Below are 20282 nucleotides of genomic sequence, written 5' to 3'. Positions count from 1 at the left end.
ACAGCACAGCCCACTCAGCATCCGAAAGCTCATGACGACGCACCACGACAAGCATGATCCCTCATCACCTGATCACCTTTGAAGACGCCCCCTAGCGCCTTGCCCAGCTTCGCGAGCCGTTCCTTGAGCTCGGCGACCTGGGCCTTGAGCCGTTCGATCTGAGCGGTCCGGGGGTCAGGGGCCTCGCCCGCCTCCCGCAGGGCCTTCAGGCGACCCTCGAACTCCTCGCCGAGGTGCAGCGTGCAGAGTCGCACATCGTGCCCAGTGGCTGCGGCGCGTCCGGGGTGCCCGCCAGTTTCAGGCACTGGGCCTTGTGCGGGTCACGGAACCATCAGTAGTTCGCGGTCTGCAGATGCAGGTGGGCGGCGGGGAGTCGGCGGTTATCTCGTCTAGGCCGTGTTTTACATCGGGGTTCCGGTCCACGCCTTGCGCCGTGATGATCATGGGAGGGCTACGGTGGCCGCCAGGTACTACTGCGCCGACAGCGAGAACGGTGACCACGTCGACGACCCGTCCGAGGACGCTCTGTTCATGCTGATCGACGACCTGAACGACTCGGACAACACGTTCGTCGTGATCCAGCCTGACCAGGACGACCCGGTCTGGTTTGCCTCCGTCGCCGTGCTGGACGAGGGCGGATACGAGGTCGTCCGCCGCGACACCGCCCGCCGCGAACACGACGTGACCGTCGAGACCAGCAACGACCGCATCGCGGGCGACCTCACCAAGTGGCTGGCCGCCCGCGCTACCTAAAACACGGCCTAGTCCCGGTGGCAAATGAGGGTGCAGACGATGCTGGTGAAGGCCAGGAAGTGGCTCGACTTGCGTTCGTATCCGTCCATGGCCCGTCTCGGCTCCGCAGACGGGCCCGCCATCACCCCGGCCACCATCGGCGACCGGGCCGTCTTCAGCGACACCCCACGCGAGATCAACGCCGGGACCCTGATCCACTACGACGACATCAACCGCGAGTTCCCCACCGGCCTGTTCGACCAGGGACTCGTAACGCAGCTCGCCTTCAACGTCTGGGGCGCGGTGCGGCCACCGGCGGGGCGACCACCGTATGGCGCCACCGCTGGGAGCCGACCGACGAGCACCACCGCCACACGTACGGCTACCAGCCCCAAACGGTCCAGCACTGCCAGCGGGTAACCCTCGAACCCCAGCTCGGCGACGCACTGCTGTTCAACCCCGCCAACTTCCACGCCGTCGAACCGAACCCAACCGGGCGCCGCATCGCGTTCGCCTTCTTCCTGGGCCTGACCACCACCGGCCAGCTCATCGCCTGGTCATAACCCCTCAACTGCAGGAGCAACCACGTGCACCAGCTCACCTACGGCGGCATCAAGGCCGCCACCGACCGCATCTCGGGACGCATCCGCCCCATCACCCTGACCCCCCTCGACCCGGGTGCGATCCGCACCGGCCACACCGACCCCCTCGACGAGAGCCCCGAGCAACCCTGCGAGGTGTGGCTGGCCCTGGAGTTCATGCAGCACACCGGCTCCTTCAAAGCCCGCGGCGCGCAGAACTTCATCCAGGCCCACCGCGACGCGGGCACCCTGCCGGACGCCGGCATCACCATCGCCTCGGGCGGCAACGCCGGACTGGCCTGCGCATGGGCCGCCCAACAGCAAGGCGTACACGCCACCGTCTTCCTCCCCACCACCGCCCCGCAAGTGAAAATGGCTTTGGATCAGCCTCTCCCCGGGGTCCGAGAACAGGTAGCGGCTCGCGTAGACCTGGCGGTCTCGCCGTCCCGGCCCGGGGCACAGCTCGCCGGTACGGACGGCGCCGAACTCGGCCGTGTCGGGTCAGTGTCCAGGTGAACGCCGACCGGTCCTGCACTGGGCTCGCGGACCTGGCGATTTTGAAACGGCGACGCTATGCGCGCCAGACCAAGTAGACGTGTTCCACTCCGTACTGTGCGGAGCTGGGAAGGTTCGCCATCAACTTCCAGCGGAGCCCGGCGAAATGGCGTTCGATGTCTTCGCGGGCGAAGGAAAGATCGGGAACGTCGACACCGAGCTCCCGATTGTGCGCAATCTCGCAGGTCTTCTCGGTGAACGGAGTGAACAGGACGAGGCAGAACTTCTTCCGGAAGGACTCCACAGCGCCCGTGAGAACCTTCTCCCAGTCGTAGTTGTGCTCGATCACGTGCCGCATGAGGATTCCCGGGCTGGCCGACCTGTACGCGCGCAGGTCCTCGACCTCGTCGGCGAACGGCGTCCGACTGCCGTCAATGCCCTTGTACCCACCGCTCACGTTGAACCTGCGGAACCCGCCCCGACCGCACCCCCAGTCCTCGACCTCATCGACGTCCGCGAGGAACGCCGCCGCGATGAGGTAGGTGGTCGGCTCACTGTAGAGTCCAGGGCCCGCCGCGAGGGAGAGATCACGGTACCAGTCATCCCATTTGCCGAGATTGTTGGACTGCTGTTCGGTTCGCTCCTCAAGGGACATGCATCGAAGCTAGGCAGGCGTCATGGGCCGGTCAAGGCCCCCAGTGCCGCTTCCCATTGGGCAGCGGTACTGGGAGACTGTTTCTCCTCGGAACGAAACCGGAGGCCCACGTGCAGGAACTCGGTCTTGCTGAGACCATCGAGGCGTTACGGCTCGAACTCGAAGCGTCGACAGCGAGCTCGGACGGTCAGGACCTGCGATTTTTTGTGGGGCCGATCCAAGTGGAGCTCCAGCTCTGCGTCAGGCGCGAAGCCGGCCTTCAGGGAAAGGCCAAATTTTGGGTGATCGAGGCGGGAGCGGACGGAAAGTACGCTCACGAGTCGATCCAGAAGGTCACGCTGACACTGGAGCCCGTGGGCAAGGACGGAACGACGCCGATCCAGGTCCATCGCGGCTCCAGCGAACGTCCGTGACGGCGCGGGGTGACCGTGCATCTTGCGAACGTTGTCGAGGTCATCGGCGACCGCGGAGCCGCATCGGCCGAGCGGTGGTCAGTCGGATCGGGCTATCTCATCGATCAGCGGACCGTGCTCACCGCCGCGCACGTCGTGGAAGGCGCCGTCGCTGTCTCCGTCCGCAGCATGGGGACGACCGAGCATGACGTCGGAGTCCTCCTGACCACCCCGCCCGACATCGATCTGGCACTTCTGGAGGTCGAGGCCGGCCTGCCGGTCGGGCACCGGCCCGCCTTCGGAGTAGTGGACCGGGAGACGCCTGGTCGTGTCGCCGGCATCCGGGCCATCGGGTTCCCCCGCTTCAAGGAGGCTGTCCGCAGGGGGCGGAAGGTCCGGGACTCCGCCCAGGTGGACGGCTACATCCCGACTGCGGAGGGCATGGTGTCGGGCTACCTCACGCTCCATGCCGACAGCCGCCCGCGCGAGATCGGGGGCGCCCTGCCGGAGTCGGCATGGGCGGGAATGTCGGGCGCTGCGGTGTTCGCTGGCGGCGTTCTCGTGGGCATCGTCAGCGAGCACCACCTGGCTGAGGGGGATGCGAGTCTCACGGTGGCTCCGCTCGACCGGATACGACGGGCGGAGGAGGCGACCAGGCTCCGGTTCTGGCGGCTGCTGGGCATCGACGACCCCTCCGAGCTGGTGACGCTGAAACCGACCGAGGCGGACCCCGGCAGGAAGCCGAAAACGGCGGCCCGTCTCCCGGTACCGCGCAGCGACTTCACCGGACGCGAGGAAGACCTGCGCCGGGCGGTCGGACTCCTGGATCAGCGGCGCGCGGTGGTCGTCTGGGGGCAGCCGGGCGTCGGGAAGTCGGAACTCGCGGCACAGGCGGCTCACCGCCTCTCCACCACCTACCCGGACGGCTCCTGCCACATCGATCTCCAGGGGTACTCCGACAACAGAACGTCCGCCGAACAGGCGGCAGCACGCATCCTCGAAACGCTCGCTCCCGACCAGGGCGTACCGGGCGACGCCGCTGCCCGGTACGCCGCCTGTCGCGAGGCGATCAGATCCGGCAGGCATGTGATCGTCCTCGACAACGCCGGCTCTGCCGCCCAGGTGCGCGAACTGCTGCCCGGACCCTGCGATTCCGCCGTGTTTGTGACCTCACGGTCGTCGCTGCCCACCCTCGACGCCGAGTTCGTGGAACTGGACGTCCTGGACACAGCCTCGGCCGTGGCCCTGATCCGGAAGATGACCGAACGCGCGGAGGACGCAGACCTGCTCGAACTGGTCAGGCTCTGTGGCCGGCTTCCACTGGCCCTGCGCATCGCCGGGGCACTGCTCCGCTCCCGACCGCAATGGAGCGTCGGACGGCTCAACGTCCGCCTGGCCGATGAGAACCGCAGGCTCGCCCTGCTCGAACGCGACGACTTGGCGGTGCGGCCCGTGTTCGAGAGCAGTCGTGACGTGCTGGGCCCGGAGGCCCGGAGGCTGTTCGCGTTGCTCGGTTCGGTGGCCGCCATCCGTATCGCACCCTGGATGGCCGCAGCCCTCCTGGACGCGGACCTCTTCGATGCGGAGGAGCTGCTCGAAGAGCTCGTCGACGCCCAGCTCCTGCGTGCCGCCGGCACGGATGCCGGCGGCACGCTCCGCTACGTCTTCCACGACCTGGTCCGGCTCTACGCCAAGGAGCTGCTGCGGTCGGATGTTCCCGCGGCGGAACGGGCTGCGGCCGAGGAGCGGATGCTCAGCGGCTACCTGTCGCTGGCACTGCTGTACTCGAGCGGCCACCCGATCACGGGGAACTTCGACTTTGCCCGGACCGTCCCGCAGATCTGGAGCGTCCCGGTCGAGCATCTGACGCTGCCGCCCGACGCGATGGACTGGTTGGTGGAAGAGCGCGCGGACCTCGTCGCCGAGGTCAAGCACGCCTACGCCGAGCGGCACCTGCGTTACGTGTGGGGGCTCGCGGACATCCTGCACGCGGTCTTCATTCTCTCCCACCACGGTCCGGAATCCCAGGAGGTGAAGGACCTCGCGCTGTCCGCCGCGCAGCTTGCAGGCGACGAGGAAGCCGAGCTCGAAACCCGGTTCCACCTCAACAGCCTGCTGCATTTCGAGGGCCGGTACGCCGAGGCGGTCGAGGAACTGGCCAGGCAGCGCGCGGCCCGCAGCGCACGAAGCGAGGCACGCTGGGTGTGCCATCTCGACCTCATCACCGGTGTGGTCCAACGGGACGGCGGCATGCTCCACGCGGCACACCGGAGCCTGACCCGCAGTATCGAGGAATTCGCCGCGCTGCCCGACCGGGACGGTCCGCTGCCGACCCTGCTGACGGCCTCGGCGCAGCAGAACCTCGCGGTCGTCCTCCGCGATCTGGGCCGGCTCCGCGAGGCCGATGACCTGCTGACGCAATGCCTGGCCACCTTCGAACGGATGGAGGACGCCACCGCCCTCGGCCGAGGCCTGCACACGCGGGGGATCCTCCACCTCTACCTGGGCCGCTACGACGAGGCCGAGGTCGTCCTGGGACGTTCCGTCGAGCTCATGCGGGCGGCCGGCGACAGGAAGTGGATCGCCATCGTCCTGCTTGCCCAGGCCCGGCTCGCCATCCGGAGATCGGCATGGGAGCCGGCGTTCGCCCTCCTCGAACAGTGTGATGACCTCTTCCGGGCGATCGCGGATCCGGCGGGCCGGGCACAGGTGCTGCGCAGCAGGGCTGTCGCGCTGCGCTGTCTTGGGCAGTTGGACGAGGCCGATACGCTCTTCGCCGCCGCACACGAGGCGCTCAAGGCAGTGAAGGACAGGCGTTCGCACGCTCGGCTCCACTACAGCATGGCGCTCGCGGCGCTTGCCCGCCGGGACCGGTACGCGGCATTCGACCAGCTCGACAAGGCGAGCGCCCTGTTCACGCAGGAGGACGACCCCGTGTGGACCTGCCGGCTGAGCGTCCTCCGCGGCAGAGCCTCCCCCGGTGACTGTACGGTCGGCCTCCGAGCCCAGATCGAGGCATTCGCCGAACGCGCTGGTGAAGGGTACACACCACTCTGGATCCATGAGGCCAGGAGACGTCTTGTTACCGAGTGACGATCGCCCGCAGCTGATCGTATGCGCCCCGCGCGCCACCGAGCGGCAGGTCAAGCAGGCCGTTGACGCAGCGAACCTGCGTACATCGACCGGATCACGCGTCGCTTTGCTCCTCGACCGCACCCCTCGCCAGGCGCTTGGTCTGCTCCCGGCCGTAACGGTCCTGGACCTGGAAGAGGGCAAACCCGACCGCTGGTACTTCTGCGACGCGCAGGCGGACGCGCACAGGGTCTTCGACACCCTGGTCTCCCTCGGCTGGGACGAGGTTCCGGTCACGCTGGTTTTCATCGGCTGCCCGGAGGCCGCACTCACCGTCGTCCGGGCCCGTCGGCTGCTGGGCAGATTCCGATCCGCCACCCTCGAGCTGCTCGACACCGAGCCGCCCGCCGACGACCGGCCGGTCACCATGCCCGAGGCCTACCGGAGATGGGCGGAGCTGCAGGTCCGGCAGCATCACCCGAAGCTCCTTGACGAGGCCGGCAAACCGTCCCGGATCTCGGTAATCATTTCGCTGTTCAATCAGGGTGAATTCGTCCAGGAGGCGATCGACTCCGTCAGCCGTGACCTTCCGGAGGCGGAGATCGTCGTGGTGAACGACGGCTCCACCGACGCCGCGACCAACGAGACGTTCGCCGGGCTCTCCGGCGTAGTGAAGATCGACCAGGCCGAACAGGGCCTCAGCGCGACGCGCAACACCGGGATCCGGCTCTGCACTGGTGACTACGTCGTGCCCCTCGACGCGGACGACATGATGAAGCCGGGTTTCCTGGCCGCCGCGCGCAGAGCGCTGGATGGAGAGCCTGATCTGGCCTATGTGGTCGGCTACTCCGAGTACATCGGGCTGCTGAACCTCACCTACGTGCCGGCCGGCTTCATCCCCGAGCTCAGTCTCTTCCTGCACACTGATGGAAAGGCGCCGGGAATGTTCAGGAAGGAGGCACTGCTGGAGGTCGGCGGATACGACCCGAAGTTCCGTTACTACTGCGAGTGGGAGCTCCAGGTGGCCCTGCACCGGGCCGGCTTTCACGGTGACGTGATCCCTATGACCGGGCACTACTACCGCAGGCGTGCCGACTCGATGTCCTTCTCTGTGAGCAACCACATCCGTCCCCAGCTGGTCCAGCAGATCATGCGCAAACACCTGCCGATGCTGGATACCGGAGACCTGCACACTGGCATGCTCGTCCTGGCCGACCTCTGGAAGACCGGTTACGAGCCGAGCACTTCCGTCCTCCTCCAGCAGGCTGCCTCCTGCTCTCTCCCTTCCGCACATGACTGAGGCGGGCCGGCCGGTGCCGTTGCCACCCGGCTCGATAGAGGACCTCTTTCTGATCCGCCATGCCGAGAGCGAGGGCAACGCCGCAGCCAGATTGCCTCCGTCCCATGACTACGCGGCCCTTGTCCAACGGCGGCCGCACTGGATCTGGCGACTTACTTCGGAGGGAGTGCGCCAGGCCGCTGCGGCCGGGGCCTGGATCCGAGCCGAGCTCGCACAGCGCCTTCCCGACACGCTCGCTGTGACCTCTCCCCATCTGCGGGCCATGGAGACCGCCGCGATGCTCGGCCTCCCAGAGCTCGACTGGGAGATCGAGCCGGATGCACGAGAACGTGAATGGGGCGACTGGGAGAACCGCGATCCCGGCTTCCACGCCCGCGAACTAGGCCGGCAGAGCGAGCACCCCTTCGACTGGGCGCCTCCGGCCGGCGAGTCGATGGCGATGTTGGTCCGACGGGTGTCCCTCCCGCTGAACCGGATCCTCGCCACTCCCTCGTCAGCAGCCGTAGTCGTCACCCACGCCGACACACTGTGGGCCTTCAGCTACCTCGCCGCCGGGCTCGACCCGTCGAGCTGGCGCGCTCAGTACGTGGCCGAACCGCAGACCCCGAACTGCGGCATCATCCACTACTCCCGCCGCAACCCCGACACCGGGGAGCTCCTCGCCCGCTTCGCCTGGCACCGCACGTACTGCCCCTGGCGCGACCCGGCCGGCGAAGCGATGACCCCGCTCACGCCAAGGCGGCGCTACTCGGCACAGCGACTCCTCGCCCAGGTCAACATAGTGGACTGCCTGCAGGCAGAGAGTTAGACGTCATCTCATTTGGTGAGTCTGCGGTAGCAGATGAGGGTGCAGGCGATGCTGGTGAAGGCGAGGAAGTGGTCGGCTTTGCGTTCGTAGCGTCGGTGGAGACGGCGGCAGCCAGCGAGCCAGGCCATGTGGTGCGCTCGATGGTCCAGCGGTGCATCGAGCGTTCCTTGCCCGGGTCCACAGGATTCGGACCGGTCAGGTCCCCCTTTTCAGGGCCCGCATGTTGACCGAGTCGCGCTCCCGGCCCCCGACCGGCAAGCAGAAGACGCCCTGCGCGGACACCTCCACACAAGCTCGCGGCGCAGATGCGTACCGCACCCTCCGCGCGCCCCGGCCTGGAGGACCGGCCCTCCAGCGCTGCCACGTTGGATTCCTTCTATGCACTGCTGCACGCGTTTCCTGCAGGTCGTAGGACTGCGAACCCGTGGGTCGAGGGGGTGATCGACAGGTTGCCCTTCCTGCTCGGCAAACGATGGCTCGCCGTGCACGAAGGGGTGTCTGTGGGCCGAGCAGATGTCGGCGTACAGGTCCACCCGGCGGCGCGGCAGCATGGAATGCCTCGGTGGAGAGGTCTTCGGCGTAATACCCCTCGCGAGCATCGGCTCTCCGGCATGATGCGGCCATGGATCGGCAGCCAATGCAGAGCGTTGAAGGTGGTCGATGACGAACTGGAGCTCATGGCGGGCAAACGAGGTGGGGCCCTCTTGGGCTTCACGCTGCTGTGCGACACCGGGCCCGGTCCGGCCGTCATCCCTAAGGCTGCCCTCCTGGGCGTAGCTAGTTCAGGGAACAACCTCCGACGAGCAAGGGAGTATCGACGATGCCCGTGGATCCGGCGATGGCAGCCCTGGCCATGACCGCCGCGACGACCATCGTGGGCGCCATGGCCACCAGTACCTGGGAAACAGCCCGCACCTGGACCGTGCAGCTATTTCAACGTCGTGGCCGTTCTCCGCAGGAGGTCGAGGCTGAGCTAGACAGAAGCCTTGCCCGCGTGACGCGCGCCGAAGACTCCGGAACTGCCCGTCAGAACCAGATCACACGTTGGAGGGATGACCTGGAAGATCTGCTACATGATCACCCGGATGCTGCTGACGATCTGGAGTCCCTAGTCCGCGAGGTGCAGCAGCAGCTTCCACCTGTCCAGCAGCAATGGATAGTGCACGTTATTGCTCACGGTGGAATTGCTGCGGCAGCCGTGGGTCCCGGCAGCGGCGTTCACATCGATAACTTCTCAGGCCCTGGACCGGTGCGGCCAGCCGCTCCTGGGTCGAATTCTGTCGTCAACACTGGGGGTGCCGAGTGAGTCGGTCAGCTGAAGCGCGAGAGGAGCCGGAAGAAGCGTATGGCCCCCAATTGACAGTACGTGCGGAGGGCGGCTTCGCCTACGGGGTGATCGGTGCGGACATCCACGTCTTCGGGGACGGCACCCCTCTGTATTTGCTGGAGCTTTGGCGCGTGCCCCGGACCCCGGAGCCGGACTGGTTGCTGGAGTCACCCAGCCGCATGCTCAACGCACGCTATGAGGTGGCGGACTTCACCGGCCGCGAGGAAGACCTGGCCCAGCTGCACCAGTGGCGCGACAGCCGTCCGCGCCTGGCAGCGCGATGGCTGTACGGGCCCGGCGGGCAGGGCAAGACCCGGCTTGCCGCGGAATTCGCCGCCCGGTCCGCCGACCAGGGTTGGACCGTCATCACGGCGACCCACGGCCCCGGCTCCGTCCACCCGCCACCGGGGAGCCAGGACCTCCGACTGCGCCACGCCCGCGGCGTGCTCCTCATCGTCGACTACGCCGACCGCTGGCCGCTAACCCATCTGACCTGGCTGTTCAGCAACGCCTTGCTCCACCGAACCGGCATGCCGACACGCATCCTGCTCCTCGCCCGCACCGGCGACACATGGCCCGCCGTACGCGCCACCCTGGCCAATCACGAGGCGAGTACCTCCACCCACCAACTCGCACCGCTCTCCTCCGACGGCTCTGAGCAACGCGCCGAGATGTACGATGCGGCGCGGAGCAGCTTCGCGGCCTTCTACGGGATCGCCGATCCCAGCGACATCCCGCCGCCCGCCTCCCTGGACCACGAGGACTTCGGGTTGACCCTCGCCGTCCACATGGCTGCCCTGGTCGCTGTCGACGCGCGAGCCACCGGCAGCCGTCTGCCGTCGGACATGGCGGGCCTTACCATCTACCTCCTCGACCGTGAACACCTGCACTGGGCGCGCCTGCACGGTGACGGCACCCATGAGTTGAACCCGGCGGAGCGTACCTACCGGACCTCACCGCAGGTGATGAACCAGGTGGTGTTCGCCGCTGCCCTGACGGGCGCCGTCCCCGCACCGACCGGCGCGGCGATGCTGCGTGACCTCGGCTTGGAGCTTGATGCGCCGCAGATCCTCGCCGATCACGGCGTCTGCTATCCGCCCGCTAACCCCACGATCCCCACCGTTCTGGAACCGCTCTACCCCGACCGCCTCGCCGAGGACTTCCTCGCCCTGACCCTGCCCGGGCATACCGCTGACTACCCGGCCGCCCCCTGGGCCCCGGCCACCACAGAGACCGCACTTACCGCAGAAACCGTACAAACCGCAGGGGCCGCGCCCATGGCGCGGACTTGGGGCCCCACCGGGAACGTACCCACGGTGGGCGAGGCCGGCCCTCCGCCCTACCTCGCCCGCGCCATCCCCACCCTGACGGCGGCAGCGGAACGATGGCCGCATGTCGGAGCCGAGTACCTCTATCCGCTGCTGAAGCAACACCCCCAGCTGGCCGTCCAGGCCGGCAACGCCGCTCTGCTCGCACTCGCCATGCAGGAGAGCGCCGACACCGACGCTCTGGAGGCCATTGAGACCCTGCTGCCCAACGGACCGCACGCAGACCTCGCCGGGGGCATCGCCGCCATCACGCACCGCGTCATCGGGCTGCGTATCGAACGCACCGACAACCTCCGCCTGCACGCCATGTACCGAACCGAGCTCGCCGAGCGGCTGCACTGCGCCGGCTTCCACGAGCGGGCCGCCGACATGGCCCGTGACGGAGTGGAGATCTGGCGCCATATCGCCGATGACGACCCGTTCTTCAACATGCCTCTTCTCGCTTCCTCGCTGAACTTGTACGGCGGTTACCTCGCAGAGCTCGGACTGCGAGCGGAGGCGCTGGAGACGGCCGAGGAGGCCGTCGCACTGAACCGCCGACTGATCGACGGCGACGATGCCACCTCCAACGACGAGCGGCGTCTGGCACAGGCTCTGAGCAACCTCGCCACAAGGCTGTACGAAGTGGGCAGGGGGGCCGATGCCCTTGCCGCCGCAGAGGAATCCACCGCCATCGAGGATCGCCTGGCCGCCAGCGGCGTCCGTATCTATGTGAGTGAGAACGCCACCTCTCAGCTCAACCTCGGCGCACGTCTTGCAGATCAGGGACGTATGAAGGAGGCCCTTGCCGCGACCGAGACAGCCGTGATCGGGTTCCGAAAGGCCGTAGAGGTCAATCCGGCAGCCCACACCTTCGACCTCGCGATGGCACTGAACAACTACGCCAGCCACCTGTTCAAGGCCGATCGGCCCGCCGAGGCCCTCGCCGCCGCCGAGGAGTCCGTGACCCTATGGCGTCGGCTCGTCCTCAAATGGAGCCTTGCCAACGAGCAGGGGCTCGCCATGGCTCTGTTCAACCTGGGCACCTGCGAAGTAGCTGCGGGGCACCAGGCCCAGGCCTACGCGGCCACTGAGGAATCGGCCGGCCTCTACCGCAAGCTCGCCGCCGGGAACCCCACAGCCCACGATGAGCGCCTGGCGACCGTCCTGGGCCGCCTCAGCACCCTGCTGCAGTCCGAGGAACGCTACGCCGAGGCCCTGCCGATCACCATGGAGACGGTGGCCATATGTCGTCGGCTGGTCGCGGTCGATCCTGCGGCGCACGAAGCGGGACTCGCACATGCCCTGTTCGACCAAGGCATGATGCTCTCCGGGTGCAACCGGGAACCGGAGGCCCGGTTTGCCGTCGAGGAAGCCGTCGACATCCGCAGACGCCTAGCCGGAGCGGACCCGGCTGCCCACCTGCCGCGCCTCGCCCAAGCCCTGTACGCCTTGAGCTTGTCGAAATACAACATGCATGACGACATGTCGGAAGTCCTGAACACTCTCTCGGAGAGCATGGTCATCTACCAGCGCCTCGCCGCCGCCGATCCGGAGACTTTCACCGACACCGCGCGGGAAGTCAGAGCCACCTTCGCAGAGCTCTTGCCGGAGGCTGAGGGGCGATCACGATCCCGCCGGTTCGGCTGAGCACCGTAAGGTCCGCACCCTAACTCACCGTCCCGCCTTGCTGCACTGGGCACCCGTACACCGATGGTGTCGCTGTCTTGCTCTTCTACGACAAAGCCGCCGTCCGGGCCACCCGGAACTGACTGGGCCTTCACCGCCTCCGGCTTGGACGCCGCCCGCGCGTTCGTCCGGGTGTCGTTCTGATGTTCCTCACCCCCCCAATACCTACTGCCGTGCCTACGGCCCCCCGTAGGCCGACGTGGCCAAGCTGGAATGCGCGCGGCCGTCGACTAACCGGCACCTGATTGGCGGGGACCAGAGCGCCCGCGCGAAGCGCAAGGCGCCCGCTCCCCCACCGGCTGGGACGACGATCGGGCCGAGTGGCAGGTTAACCCGGTACGGGCTCAAGGCGTACGTGTCCGGGATGTCCCGCCCGCACATGTAGGCGGCTCTCGCACGATCAAGAGATGGCAGAGACAATTGGGCAAGAAATTGGGAAAGAAGGGCAGCATTCACCTCTCGCGGTGAAAATCGGCGTGATCGTCACGATCATAGCAAGCATCGCTGGCCTCATCACTACGGGCGTAGCGACGTTGTTCAGCGCCATGGTGGCAGATGACCAGCTCGATCAGTCGCGACAAGTCGCCGAGGAGAAAGAGCGGGCCCAGGCTGACCTGATCTCCTACTGGGTGGACCTGCAACACGACGGCAAGGCCCGCCTGCACATGATGAATAGGTCACCGGATCCCATCTCCAACGTCCAGATGACGTTCGCGGTGCCACTTCTCGCCGAGGGTAACCCCGACCTTGAGGAGATCCTCTTCGCTCTAAGAATGCCTAGCGTGCCGCCGTGCTCAGACATGATCTTCACGACAGGCGACATGACATACATCGTCGATGTACCTCTGTTCAAGGGCAAGTTCATCCCGCTTCAGAACCAGAAAGTAGGGGAGAGTTTCCGGAAGGCTTGGGAACCGCTGCCGCCGACTAAAGCGTACGCGCGGCCTACTAAGACCGTGTCCTACGTGGTGAGGCGGACGAGTCGTTTGTAGCAGCACAGGGCGGCTGCCGGTCCGAGAAAGGCCAGGTAATTGGGGGGATCGCGTTCGTAGCGAGGGCTCAGGCGTCGGTAGCCGGACAGCCAGGACATCGTCCGCTCGATGACCCAGCGGCGGCGGCCCAATCGTTCGCTGGACTCGATGCCTTTGCGCGCGATCCGTACTCCGATGCGTTTGCCACGTAACCATTTCCGCAGGTCGGCGCGGTCGTAGGCTTTGTCTGCGTGGAGGCGCTGGGGCTTGAAGTGGCGGCCACGGTGGGGGTCGTGTCTCGTTTGGTGACCCTCCACCATCGGCTTCAGCCCTTCGCTGTCGTGGACGTTGCCGGCCGAGACGCCGACGAGGAGGGGCAGTCCGTTCGCGTCCGACAGGACGTGCATCTTGGAACCCGGCTTGCCCCGGTCCACGGGGCTCGGACCTGTGAGTTCGCCCCCTTTTTAGCCCTGACATGGGCGGTGTCGAGGACGACGCGGGTGACGTCGATGAGGCCGGCGTCGTCGAGCCGGTGCAGCACAGCTTCGTGCAGCCGCCCCCAGACGCCGGCTCTCGACCAGATCAGGAACCGGCGGTGGGCGGTCGACTTCGATATGCCGAAGCAGGGCGGTAGTTGGCGCCAGGCGCAGCCGCTGACCAGTACGTAGATGATGGCCGCGAACAGCGTCTCATCAGGCGTTTCCTGTGTTCCGCCGCCCTGCGGCCGCACCCTCGACGGCGGGATCAGCGGCTTCGCGATCTCCCACAGCCCGTCCGGAACAATCCAACTCCACGTACCCCGCCCCATACCGAGGTCAACGACGCCTCACCAGGTAGGACACGGTCTAAGCCGTGGCCCTGGGGACCTCAGGGCCAAACGGGGACGGTACGTCGGATTTGTGCAGGTGGTCTCTCCGCAGAACCTGACGTCCTGCGGACGCTAGCGAAACCCGCTGCCGCGCTTCGGCGAGAGCGCCCCCGGCTCGGCGCCGGACAGCATGCGCGTCCCACCCGCGCCGGCGACCTGGGCCTGGGTGCCGTCCTGGGAGAAGCAGAACAACGCGAATCACGTCGCCACCGGAGGCGGGCGGCTGACAGGAGCTGCCGGTAGCACCAGGTGAACCGGCTTGCTCTGGAGCAGCAGAACAAACGGCGGCGGCCCGGTGGCCCAGTCTGCCCTCCCTGCTGCTCGGGTTAGGCCCCTTGCTACCCGTGCGGCACCCGTGTGCCATCTAAACCGTGCGAATACTGCGCTGCGCTGCACTCCTCACCGGATGTGCAGCAGACGCCTCGCACCCCTCACCACCCAGGAGCAGCAGGACGTCGGCGGCCAAGTAGCGAGGCGCTGCGCCCGGCCGGTAACAGCCGTCGGCGGTCGCGACCTGGCGGGAACGCCTCTTGCACCCCATTGGTTGGTCACGCAGGTGGTACCTACGTGCGGGTTGGGTTTCCTTCCCTCTGAGCAGAGCTTGGGGGCGGGAGCGGCGAGAGGCGGCGACCGAGGAGGGAGGGCATGGCGCCCGTCGTGAAGCCGTCGCCGTGGGGCAGGGCGCTTCAACGCCCCTCGAACGTCAGAGCGCCACAGACGGCCGCACAGCGCCGGGAACGATCATGTGCGCCGGTCGGGCGGGGTGGATCTCAGTGCAGGTGGCGGCGGGTGGTGCGTGCCCGCGCGAGCTTCGCTCTCAGGGGGAGGGATCTACAACTCGGTGCCGATCCGTCAGGACGAGAGGGGTGTTGCCGCACGTCAGGGGGCAACGCCAGCTCTGTTGCACCTATGTGTTGCAGGCCGGGGTGCAGGCGGTCGCCGGCCCTGTGGGCTCCGGGCCGGACGGCGGCGCGGTGATGTGCAAGGCCAGCGTGCCGCGCTGGCCTGGACCGGTCAGACCTCGATGTAGGCGACGACCACGACGGTGCGCAGCGCGGTGACGAAGTACAGGACGCGGACCTGCTCGATGTCGTCGGTGTACTGGCGCAGCTGGGGGCCAGCGGTGTCGCCGGGGATCGGCTCGCCGACGTCGGGGTCGACGGAGACGACGACCAGGGCGCGGTCCAGGGCGTGGATCTCCGCCTCGCTGGTGATGTTCTCCAGTTGCTTGGCGGCGGCGTCGGAGAACGCGATCCGGGCGCGGCGCAAGCCGTGCTGCGGGGTCATCAGGCGACGGCCGGGCGCTGGCGGGCGAGGCGGGCGAGGTGCTGTTCGCGCAGCTCCTCCCACGGGGTGCACTCCTCGACCGAGGGCAGACCGTTCGCGGCGATGTCCTCCAGGACGCCGGCGAACTGGTCGGCGGCGGCCCGGGTGCGGGCGGCGTACGCGCGTACGGCGTCGGCGGCCGCAGCGTCCAGCTGCTGCCGGGCGGTGTCGGCGGCGAGGGCCGGCTGTTCGCTCATCGAGGGCTCCGTAGGGCGCGGAACGGGCGTGTCTCACCAAGGTATCGCCGAACCCTGGGGGCCCGGGACCACTCCGGCGGAACCGGCGGTCGAGGGCCCCGGGGCCCAGGTGGATCCCGGCACGCAGCGGTCGGGGTCGACCGGGGGAAACCCGCCGTCACGCTAGCCTGGGACCAGGTCCACCCGCGGCTGACCCACCGAGCCACCTGGCTAGACCACGAGGGCGAACTCCCGCTGATCACCACCCCGAACACCCTCACCGCCCGCGTCAACCTGGCCGTCTCCTACCGGCAGGCGGGTCGGACCGACAAGGCCATCACGATCCTGGAGAGAGTGGTGGCCGACCGTGAGCGCCTGCTCGGTAACAACCACCCGAACACCCTCACCGCCCGCTCCAACCTGGAGTATGCCCGTCGGTCCGTTGGACGCTGCGGGCTGAGGCCCTGTGGCGGGACCGCTCCGCCTGCGACCAGCGATCCGCGCCCATGCGACGAGCCCGTTTTCGCGACCCGACCGGAGCCGACAACGGGCGGCAGATTTCGGGAGCCGCGCACACGTGGGAACCGTGCACGTGAACAGAGCGCAGGAGTGGTCCCGATCAGTTGGCCGACGTGGTCCGTGTCATCTCGGCTGCCTCGGTGATGGCGCGTTGTCTGAGATCGCCGAACAGTTGCATCGTGACGGCGGCCAGGACGTCGTCCCCGCCAACAGTCCGGCTGTCCCCGCGGCGGGTGGAGAGGGCGAGGAGGGTGTCGTTGAGCGGCGGCGGGGCCGGGGCTGGCTCGCCCGGCACCACCATACTGACCGTCCCGAACCGCTTGACCCCGCCCTCGCGGACGACCTGGGCCGCGTCCCGGGCCAGGGCCGTCAGGAACACGCTCGCGATCCCGTCCAGGTCGCGGACCATCGCCGGGACCGCCCTCACCCCCCGGCTCTTCAGCAGCCTTCTCACCCCAGTCTCGAACCGGTGGGCGCCAGCCACACCACTCGGTGTACGCGCTCCGCGGCGCTCACGAAGAGACACGAGCGCACCATCGGCGTTGCGCACCTCGCCCATCAGGCCGTGGAAGGTCGGGCTGTGCAGGTACCACGCCGATCCCACCTCCACCTCGATGTTCCGGTCGATCGCCGAGATGAGGTCCCTGGGAATCAGCCTTGTCCTGGCCTCCTCGGCCGCCGCGCTTCTCGCGCCGTCGATGATCTCCGTCAGCACGGTCCGCGTCACCGACGCGGCGGCCCACGCGGCCGACCGGGAGACGTGCAACGAGGTCACGTCCCTGAACACCGCTTTGACGAGCTGAGGCTTGAACGGCAGGTCGGTCCCGACGGAAGCGGTCTGCGGACCGCTGCGCTCGGTGCGTAGGGGTTGTGTGGTCATCGAATAATGTGCTTTCTGCTGTCGGAGGTGTCAGTGGCCCATGCCGCACCGGGCGGCGAGACCACAGGGCTCTGCGGAGGGTGCCGAGCCGACACAGGGCCTGCCGGGCGGGGACGCCGGCACATAGAGGTGCAGGCGGCCCCGCCCGGATTCTCGGCGTTGCGGCGACCGGGCCTGCGGCAGGGGGTGCCACCCGGGGGGACGCGCTGTGCTGCGGCGCCGTGCCGGTCAGGCGACCTGGTACCTGCCGACTTCCAGGAAGTGGCGTAGTGCTTCGGGGGTGTTGTCGTCCAGGGCGGCGTTGGCTGCCGCGCGCAGGGCCGGGCTGATGGACGAATCGGCGAGAATGCGGGCGATGGCGACGCGGTCGTCCTCGGCCTGGGCGATGCGGTAGCCGGTCTCCAGCCAGGCGCGCATCGCCTCGGGGTCGTTGGCGTCCAGAAGGGCGTTGGCTTCTCGTGTCACACGCCGGCCGCTGTCCGGGTCGGCGAGGATCCGGACTATGGCCACCCTCAGGTCGTCGGCGTCCGGCTCGTCCGCGGACGAGGACACCGCGGGCACCGTCACCGCGGTCGGTGCCGCCGTGGCCGCGAAGGACGGGGTGACGAGCAGGAGGGCCGGGGCAAGGATGCCCGCGGCGATGCCGGGCGCTACGCGATGCAGTCGCAAGGGGAATGCTCCTCTTCGTTCGCGACGGAAATGAGTTGAGGACGCCTCAGGGCGTTCACTTCGGGAATGCTGCCACCTGGGTCTGACAGTGGCAGTCCCCCCGCCGCGGTCGCAGGGCCCCGTCGCCGCGGACGTGGCCGGTGTTTCATGTCGACGCGCCTTCGAGAAGGGCGGCCTTGAGCGCGGCTCGTGGCTGTCGGGGCGTGATCGGGGCAAGACGATTCCTGGGGGCGGTCGTGGTGTGGTCCGAGCGTGTGGTGGTGCGCGACGGGGCTCGGCTTGTCTGCCGGGACCGGGGCGGGCCGGGGGATCCGGTCGTGCTGCTGCACGGCTTGGTCGGTCATGCGGGTGAGCGGGAGGTGGTGGCCTCGCGGCTGATTGCCCGGTATCGAGTCGTCCCGGTCGATCAGCGCGGGCACAGCGCGAGCGAGCGTCATCTGTACGCGCGGACATCCACCTCAACCTGCGCCAACTCGCCTGCAGCATGATCTGCTTGAGATGACTCCAAACTTCATTTTGAAACGATCAGTAAGCGACGGCCGCGAAGTGCCCAGGGGTCTGGAGGCAGACTGGTTAAGCCTTGGGAGCGTGGGGGCCGGAGTCGTCGGCCGCCGTCGGCAGCGCTGAGTGGCCTTCGGACCAGGCATTCACCCAGCCGCACACGCCGCACGCGTATCGGCCGTTGAGGCCGGACACTGCGGCGCCGCACGCACGACAGTCGGTGTGCGTGATCTCCAGCTCCCTCTCGCTGCTGCCCGCCCCTGCCCCGCCGGTAGGGGTATCGAGGGGCTCGGGGGCCCAGGAGGCCGGCTCTGGCCGGCGTGGTGCGGTCATGCTGTGGAGGGTAGCGGCGACCGGGCGTGTGCGGCAGGCGACGTCGGCCTGGTGTCCGGGATAGCGCCGCTGACGGGCCCACACAGGGGGCACGACCACGATCCGTCGGGGCCTTGCTGCGCCGAGCCCCCGCACTTCGGGCACTGCACGGTTGCCCACCCCCCTCTGCGCGATGGAGGCACCGGTGTACCTGTCCGTCAGCATGCCTGCTGGGCGAAGCTGGTCAAGGGCAGTGGCCCAGGGTGGCTGGATGACGTCGGGGGGCGCGGGAGGCGGGCCCGGCGATCGGGCCGGCACCGGGCCCGCGGGTGCACCCTCCGTTCAACGACTGACGGCCGTGGAGGGATGCGCGCCGGCCGGGAGACCGCGTTGTCAGCGTGCGTAGGGCGCCGGGGCGTAGCGGGGTGCGGAGGATGCTGAGGACGAGGCGTCGGAGGGTGCGTACGGCGGCGCGGCGGGCGCCGGGCGGGACTTGGTCGTCGAGGGGGCGGCCGGTTTTGGTGGGTACCCATGGGTGGCCGGGGGTCGGAGCCTTCGAGGGTGGAGGTGATGCCGGCGCGCTGGCCCAGCCACCGCCGCAGGGTGCGCACGGTGTCGGTGTCGAGGGGAAGGGGGCCGCTGTCGAGGAGGATGCGGGGCGGCCGGTGGTCGAGCTGGAGGTCGGCGAGGTCGAGAGTGGCGAGCTCGCTTACGGTGCGGCCGGTGGCGACGACGAGCGCGGCGAGGGCCGCAGTGCGGATCAATGCCTGCCGGCAGAAGGCATATCGGAGCCGCCGCAGGCAGACGGTCACGCGCCGCGCCGTGGTGAGTATCGGGCGGTGCCGACAGCGGCACCGCCCCGTGGACAAACTTGGCGCTATGGGTAGCGGTCGGCGGGCTCGGCGGCATAGGTGCCGTCGTACAGCGGCACGGCGTCGGCTCGAACCGTTCGTTGTGGCCGCCCACGCCGCGGGTGACGTGTCGGCGGGTGTTGCCTGCTGTTAGCCCCAACAGGGGGCAACCGCTCGGGTGGGCGCATCGCGGTTACAGCCGCGCGGGGGCCGGAGGCACGTGCACTGGCTCCGGCCCCCTGCTGTCCGTGCGGACGGTACGGGTCAGGCGGTCTTCGCCGACGGTGTGAGGAGGGCGAAGAAGGTTTTCCGGTCGTCGCTCATCTTGCCGTCCATGGAGACGGCCGTGCGCAGTGTGCGAATGGTCTCCTCCGCCGGTGGGCCTTGTGGGTGATCTCGCCGATGTAGTGGTGGGCGAAGTCGGGGTGGTGGCGGATGAACCAGTCGAGCATCCCCGCTTCTGGCCGCGAGACGTACAGCATCCAGACCTTCTCCTTCCCCGGCCCGGCCCGCACGTGTGCCGCGTTGTCGCGATCCATATCGACCGCGTCGGCGAAGCTGTGGAGCACCGCGTCCATGACAGTGGGGCCCAGGAGGTGGGTGGGCAGGAAGCGGTCCAGGCTGGCGGCGACGGTCCAGGCCAGGGTGTCGGAGACCTCCCGGACGGAGTTCTCGTTGCGGGCGCGCAGGATCCATCGCTTCCGTACGTCCGGCCGGTCCCACAGGGTCTTGTGGAAGTCGGCGGCGGACCGGTCGCGGACCTCGGCAGCCCCCTTGGAGAGCTGGTTGCGGTCGCCGACGGACATGGTGGCCCGGACGCCCTCGTAGGAGCGCTGGCATGCCTCCACCCA

The 20282-nt window shown here is 68.3% G+C and carries 18 protein-coding genes and 3 pseudogenes; 12 read left to right on the top strand and 9 right to left on the bottom strand.

What is annotated here, in order from left to right; translation table 11 throughout:
* Positions 1-29 precede the first annotated feature (29 nt).
* The gene (locus tag ACZ7LK_RS31325) at positions 30-254 is read right to left on the bottom strand and encodes a hypothetical protein (RefSeq protein WP_471144576.1); all 225 of its coding nucleotides are present in this window, start codon (positions 252-254) and stop codon (positions 30-32) included.
* Between the two features lie 202 nt (positions 255-456).
* Between ACZ7LK_RS31325 and ACZ7LK_RS31320 the strand changes: the two genes are divergently transcribed.
* The 3 genes and pseudogenes from ACZ7LK_RS31320 to ACZ7LK_RS31310 form a co-directional block, all read left to right on the top strand.
* Complete coding sequence (locus tag ACZ7LK_RS31320) at positions 457-753, top strand: hypothetical protein (RefSeq protein ID WP_392277583.1); 297 nt, start codon at positions 457-459, stop codon at positions 751-753.
* A gap of 24 nt (positions 754-777) precedes the next feature.
* A complete protein-coding gene (locus ACZ7LK_RS31315; protein ID WP_471144575.1) occupies positions 778-1152 on the top strand; it encodes a hypothetical protein in 375 nt (124 codons plus the stop codon).
* A gap of 167 nt (positions 1153-1319) precedes the next feature.
* A pseudogene (locus ACZ7LK_RS31310) lies at positions 1320-1688 on the top strand (pyridoxal-phosphate dependent enzyme); the annotation flags it as partial.
* A gap of 196 nt (positions 1689-1884) precedes the next feature.
* Here the strand turns inward: ACZ7LK_RS31310 and ACZ7LK_RS31305 are convergent.
* On the bottom strand, positions 1885-2463 hold the full coding sequence (locus tag ACZ7LK_RS31305; protein ID WP_392277619.1) for a hypothetical protein: 579 nt from the start codon (positions 2461-2463) through the stop codon (positions 1885-1887).
* 110 nt (positions 2464-2573) lie between these two features.
* Between ACZ7LK_RS31305 and ACZ7LK_RS31300 the strand changes: the two genes are divergently transcribed.
* Genes ACZ7LK_RS31300 through ACZ7LK_RS31285 form a run of 4 tightly spaced genes read left to right on the top strand, consistent with a single transcriptional unit; the run spans position 2574 to position 8035 of the window.
* Complete coding sequence (locus ACZ7LK_RS31300; protein ID WP_471144574.1) at positions 2574-2876, top strand: trypco2 family protein; 303 nt, start codon at positions 2574-2576, stop codon at positions 2874-2876.
* A 15-nt stretch (positions 2877-2891) separates the two neighbouring features.
* Entirely contained in the window at positions 2892-5948 is a 3057-nt protein-coding gene (locus ACZ7LK_RS31295) for a trypsin-like peptidase domain-containing protein (protein ID WP_471144573.1), read from the top strand.
* Positions 5935-7227: a glycosyltransferase family 2 protein gene (locus ACZ7LK_RS31290; protein ID WP_471144572.1), complete on the top strand. Its 1293-nt coding sequence runs from the start codon at positions 5935-5937 to the stop codon at positions 7225-7227. The genes ACZ7LK_RS31295 and ACZ7LK_RS31290 overlap by 14 nt, the downstream gene beginning before the upstream one ends.
* Positions 7220-8035: a histidine phosphatase family protein gene (locus ACZ7LK_RS31285; protein WP_471144571.1), complete on the top strand. Its 816-nt coding sequence runs from the start codon at positions 7220-7222 to the stop codon at positions 8033-8035. The genes ACZ7LK_RS31290 and ACZ7LK_RS31285 overlap by 8 nt, the downstream gene beginning before the upstream one ends.
* An 8-nt stretch (positions 8036-8043) precedes the next feature.
* Here the strand turns inward: ACZ7LK_RS31285 and ACZ7LK_RS31280 are convergent.
* Positions 8044-8303 (bottom strand): annotated as a pseudogene (locus tag ACZ7LK_RS31280) (transposase); the annotation flags it as partial.
* 570 nt (positions 8304-8873) lie between these two features.
* Between ACZ7LK_RS31280 and ACZ7LK_RS31275 the strand changes: the two are divergent.
* The 3 genes from ACZ7LK_RS31275 to ACZ7LK_RS31265 all read left to right on the top strand — a co-directional run bounded on the left by ACZ7LK_RS31275 (position 8874) and on the right by ACZ7LK_RS31265 (position 13350).
* The gene (locus ACZ7LK_RS31275; RefSeq protein ID WP_392277577.1) at positions 8874-9341 is read left to right on the top strand and encodes a hypothetical protein; all 468 of its coding nucleotides are present in this window, start codon (positions 8874-8876) and stop codon (positions 9339-9341) included.
* 50 nt (positions 9342-9391) lie between these two features.
* On the top strand, positions 9392-12319 hold the full coding sequence (locus tag ACZ7LK_RS31270; protein WP_471144570.1) for an ATP-binding protein: 2928 nt from the start codon (positions 9392-9394) through the stop codon (positions 12317-12319).
* A gap of 446 nt (positions 12320-12765) precedes the next feature.
* Positions 12766-13350 (top strand): hypothetical protein, encoded by a 585-nt coding sequence (locus ACZ7LK_RS31265; protein WP_471144569.1) that lies wholly within the window; start codon positions 12766-12768, stop codon positions 13348-13350.
* Here the strand turns inward: ACZ7LK_RS31265 and ACZ7LK_RS31260 are convergent.
* The 3 genes from ACZ7LK_RS31260 to ACZ7LK_RS31250 form a co-directional block, all read right to left on the bottom strand.
* Positions 13320-14137 (bottom strand): IS5 family transposase gene (locus tag ACZ7LK_RS31260; protein ID WP_471144568.1). Its coding sequence is split into 2 segments (ribosomal slippage): positions 13320-13795 and positions 13795-14137, totalling 819 coding nucleotides; the frame shifts between segments, so codons are not numbered across the junction. The two genes, ACZ7LK_RS31265 and ACZ7LK_RS31260, sit on opposite strands and share 31 nt — an antisense overlap.
* Positions 14138-15211: 1074 nt before the next feature.
* Positions 15212-15484: a hypothetical protein gene (locus ACZ7LK_RS31255; protein WP_471144567.1), complete on the bottom strand. Its 273-nt coding sequence runs from the start codon at positions 15482-15484 to the stop codon at positions 15212-15214.
* Positions 15484-15720, bottom strand: a complete 237-nt coding sequence (locus ACZ7LK_RS31250; protein ID WP_392277573.1) for a hypothetical protein — start codon at positions 15718-15720, stop codon at positions 15484-15486. Before ACZ7LK_RS31250 ends, ACZ7LK_RS31255 begins: the two co-directional genes overlap by 1 nt.
* Here ACZ7LK_RS31250 and ACZ7LK_RS31245 point away from each other — a divergent pair.
* Positions 15610-16362 (top strand): tetratricopeptide repeat protein, encoded by a 753-nt coding sequence (locus ACZ7LK_RS31245; RefSeq protein WP_471144579.1) that lies wholly within the window; start codon positions 15610-15612, stop codon positions 16360-16362. The genes ACZ7LK_RS31250 and ACZ7LK_RS31245 overlap by 111 nt on opposite strands.
* On the opposite strand, the gene ACZ7LK_RS31240 is transcribed toward ACZ7LK_RS31245, so the two are convergent.
* Both ACZ7LK_RS31240 and ACZ7LK_RS31235 read right to left on the bottom strand, forming a co-directional pair.
* On the bottom strand, positions 16319-17098 hold the full coding sequence (locus ACZ7LK_RS31240; RefSeq protein WP_471144566.1) for a hypothetical protein: 780 nt from the start codon (positions 17096-17098) through the stop codon (positions 16319-16321). The two genes, ACZ7LK_RS31245 and ACZ7LK_RS31240, sit on opposite strands and share 44 nt — an antisense overlap.
* 228 nt (positions 17099-17326) lie before the next feature.
* The gene (locus ACZ7LK_RS31235) at positions 17327-17767 is read right to left on the bottom strand and encodes an ALF repeat-containing protein (protein WP_471144565.1); all 441 of its coding nucleotides are present in this window, start codon (positions 17765-17767) and stop codon (positions 17327-17329) included.
* Positions 17768-18003: 236 nt separating this feature from the next.
* On the opposite strand from ACZ7LK_RS31235, the pseudogene ACZ7LK_RS31230 reads away from it, so the two are divergent.
* Positions 18004-18201, top strand: a pseudogene (locus ACZ7LK_RS31230) (alpha/beta fold hydrolase); the annotation flags it as partial.
* 1550 nt (positions 18202-19751) lie between these two features.
* Here the strand turns inward: ACZ7LK_RS31230 and ACZ7LK_RS31225 are convergent.
* On the bottom strand, positions 19752-20279 hold the full coding sequence (locus ACZ7LK_RS31225) for a hypothetical protein (protein WP_471144564.1): 528 nt from the start codon (positions 20277-20279) through the stop codon (positions 19752-19754).
* Positions 20280-20282 lie beyond the last annotated feature (3 nt).

The organism is Streptomyces sp. NPDC039423, assembly GCF_055598725.1.
The sequence above is the reverse complement of the archived record's forward strand: the minus strand, read 5'-3'. Positions and strand labels throughout refer to the sequence as shown.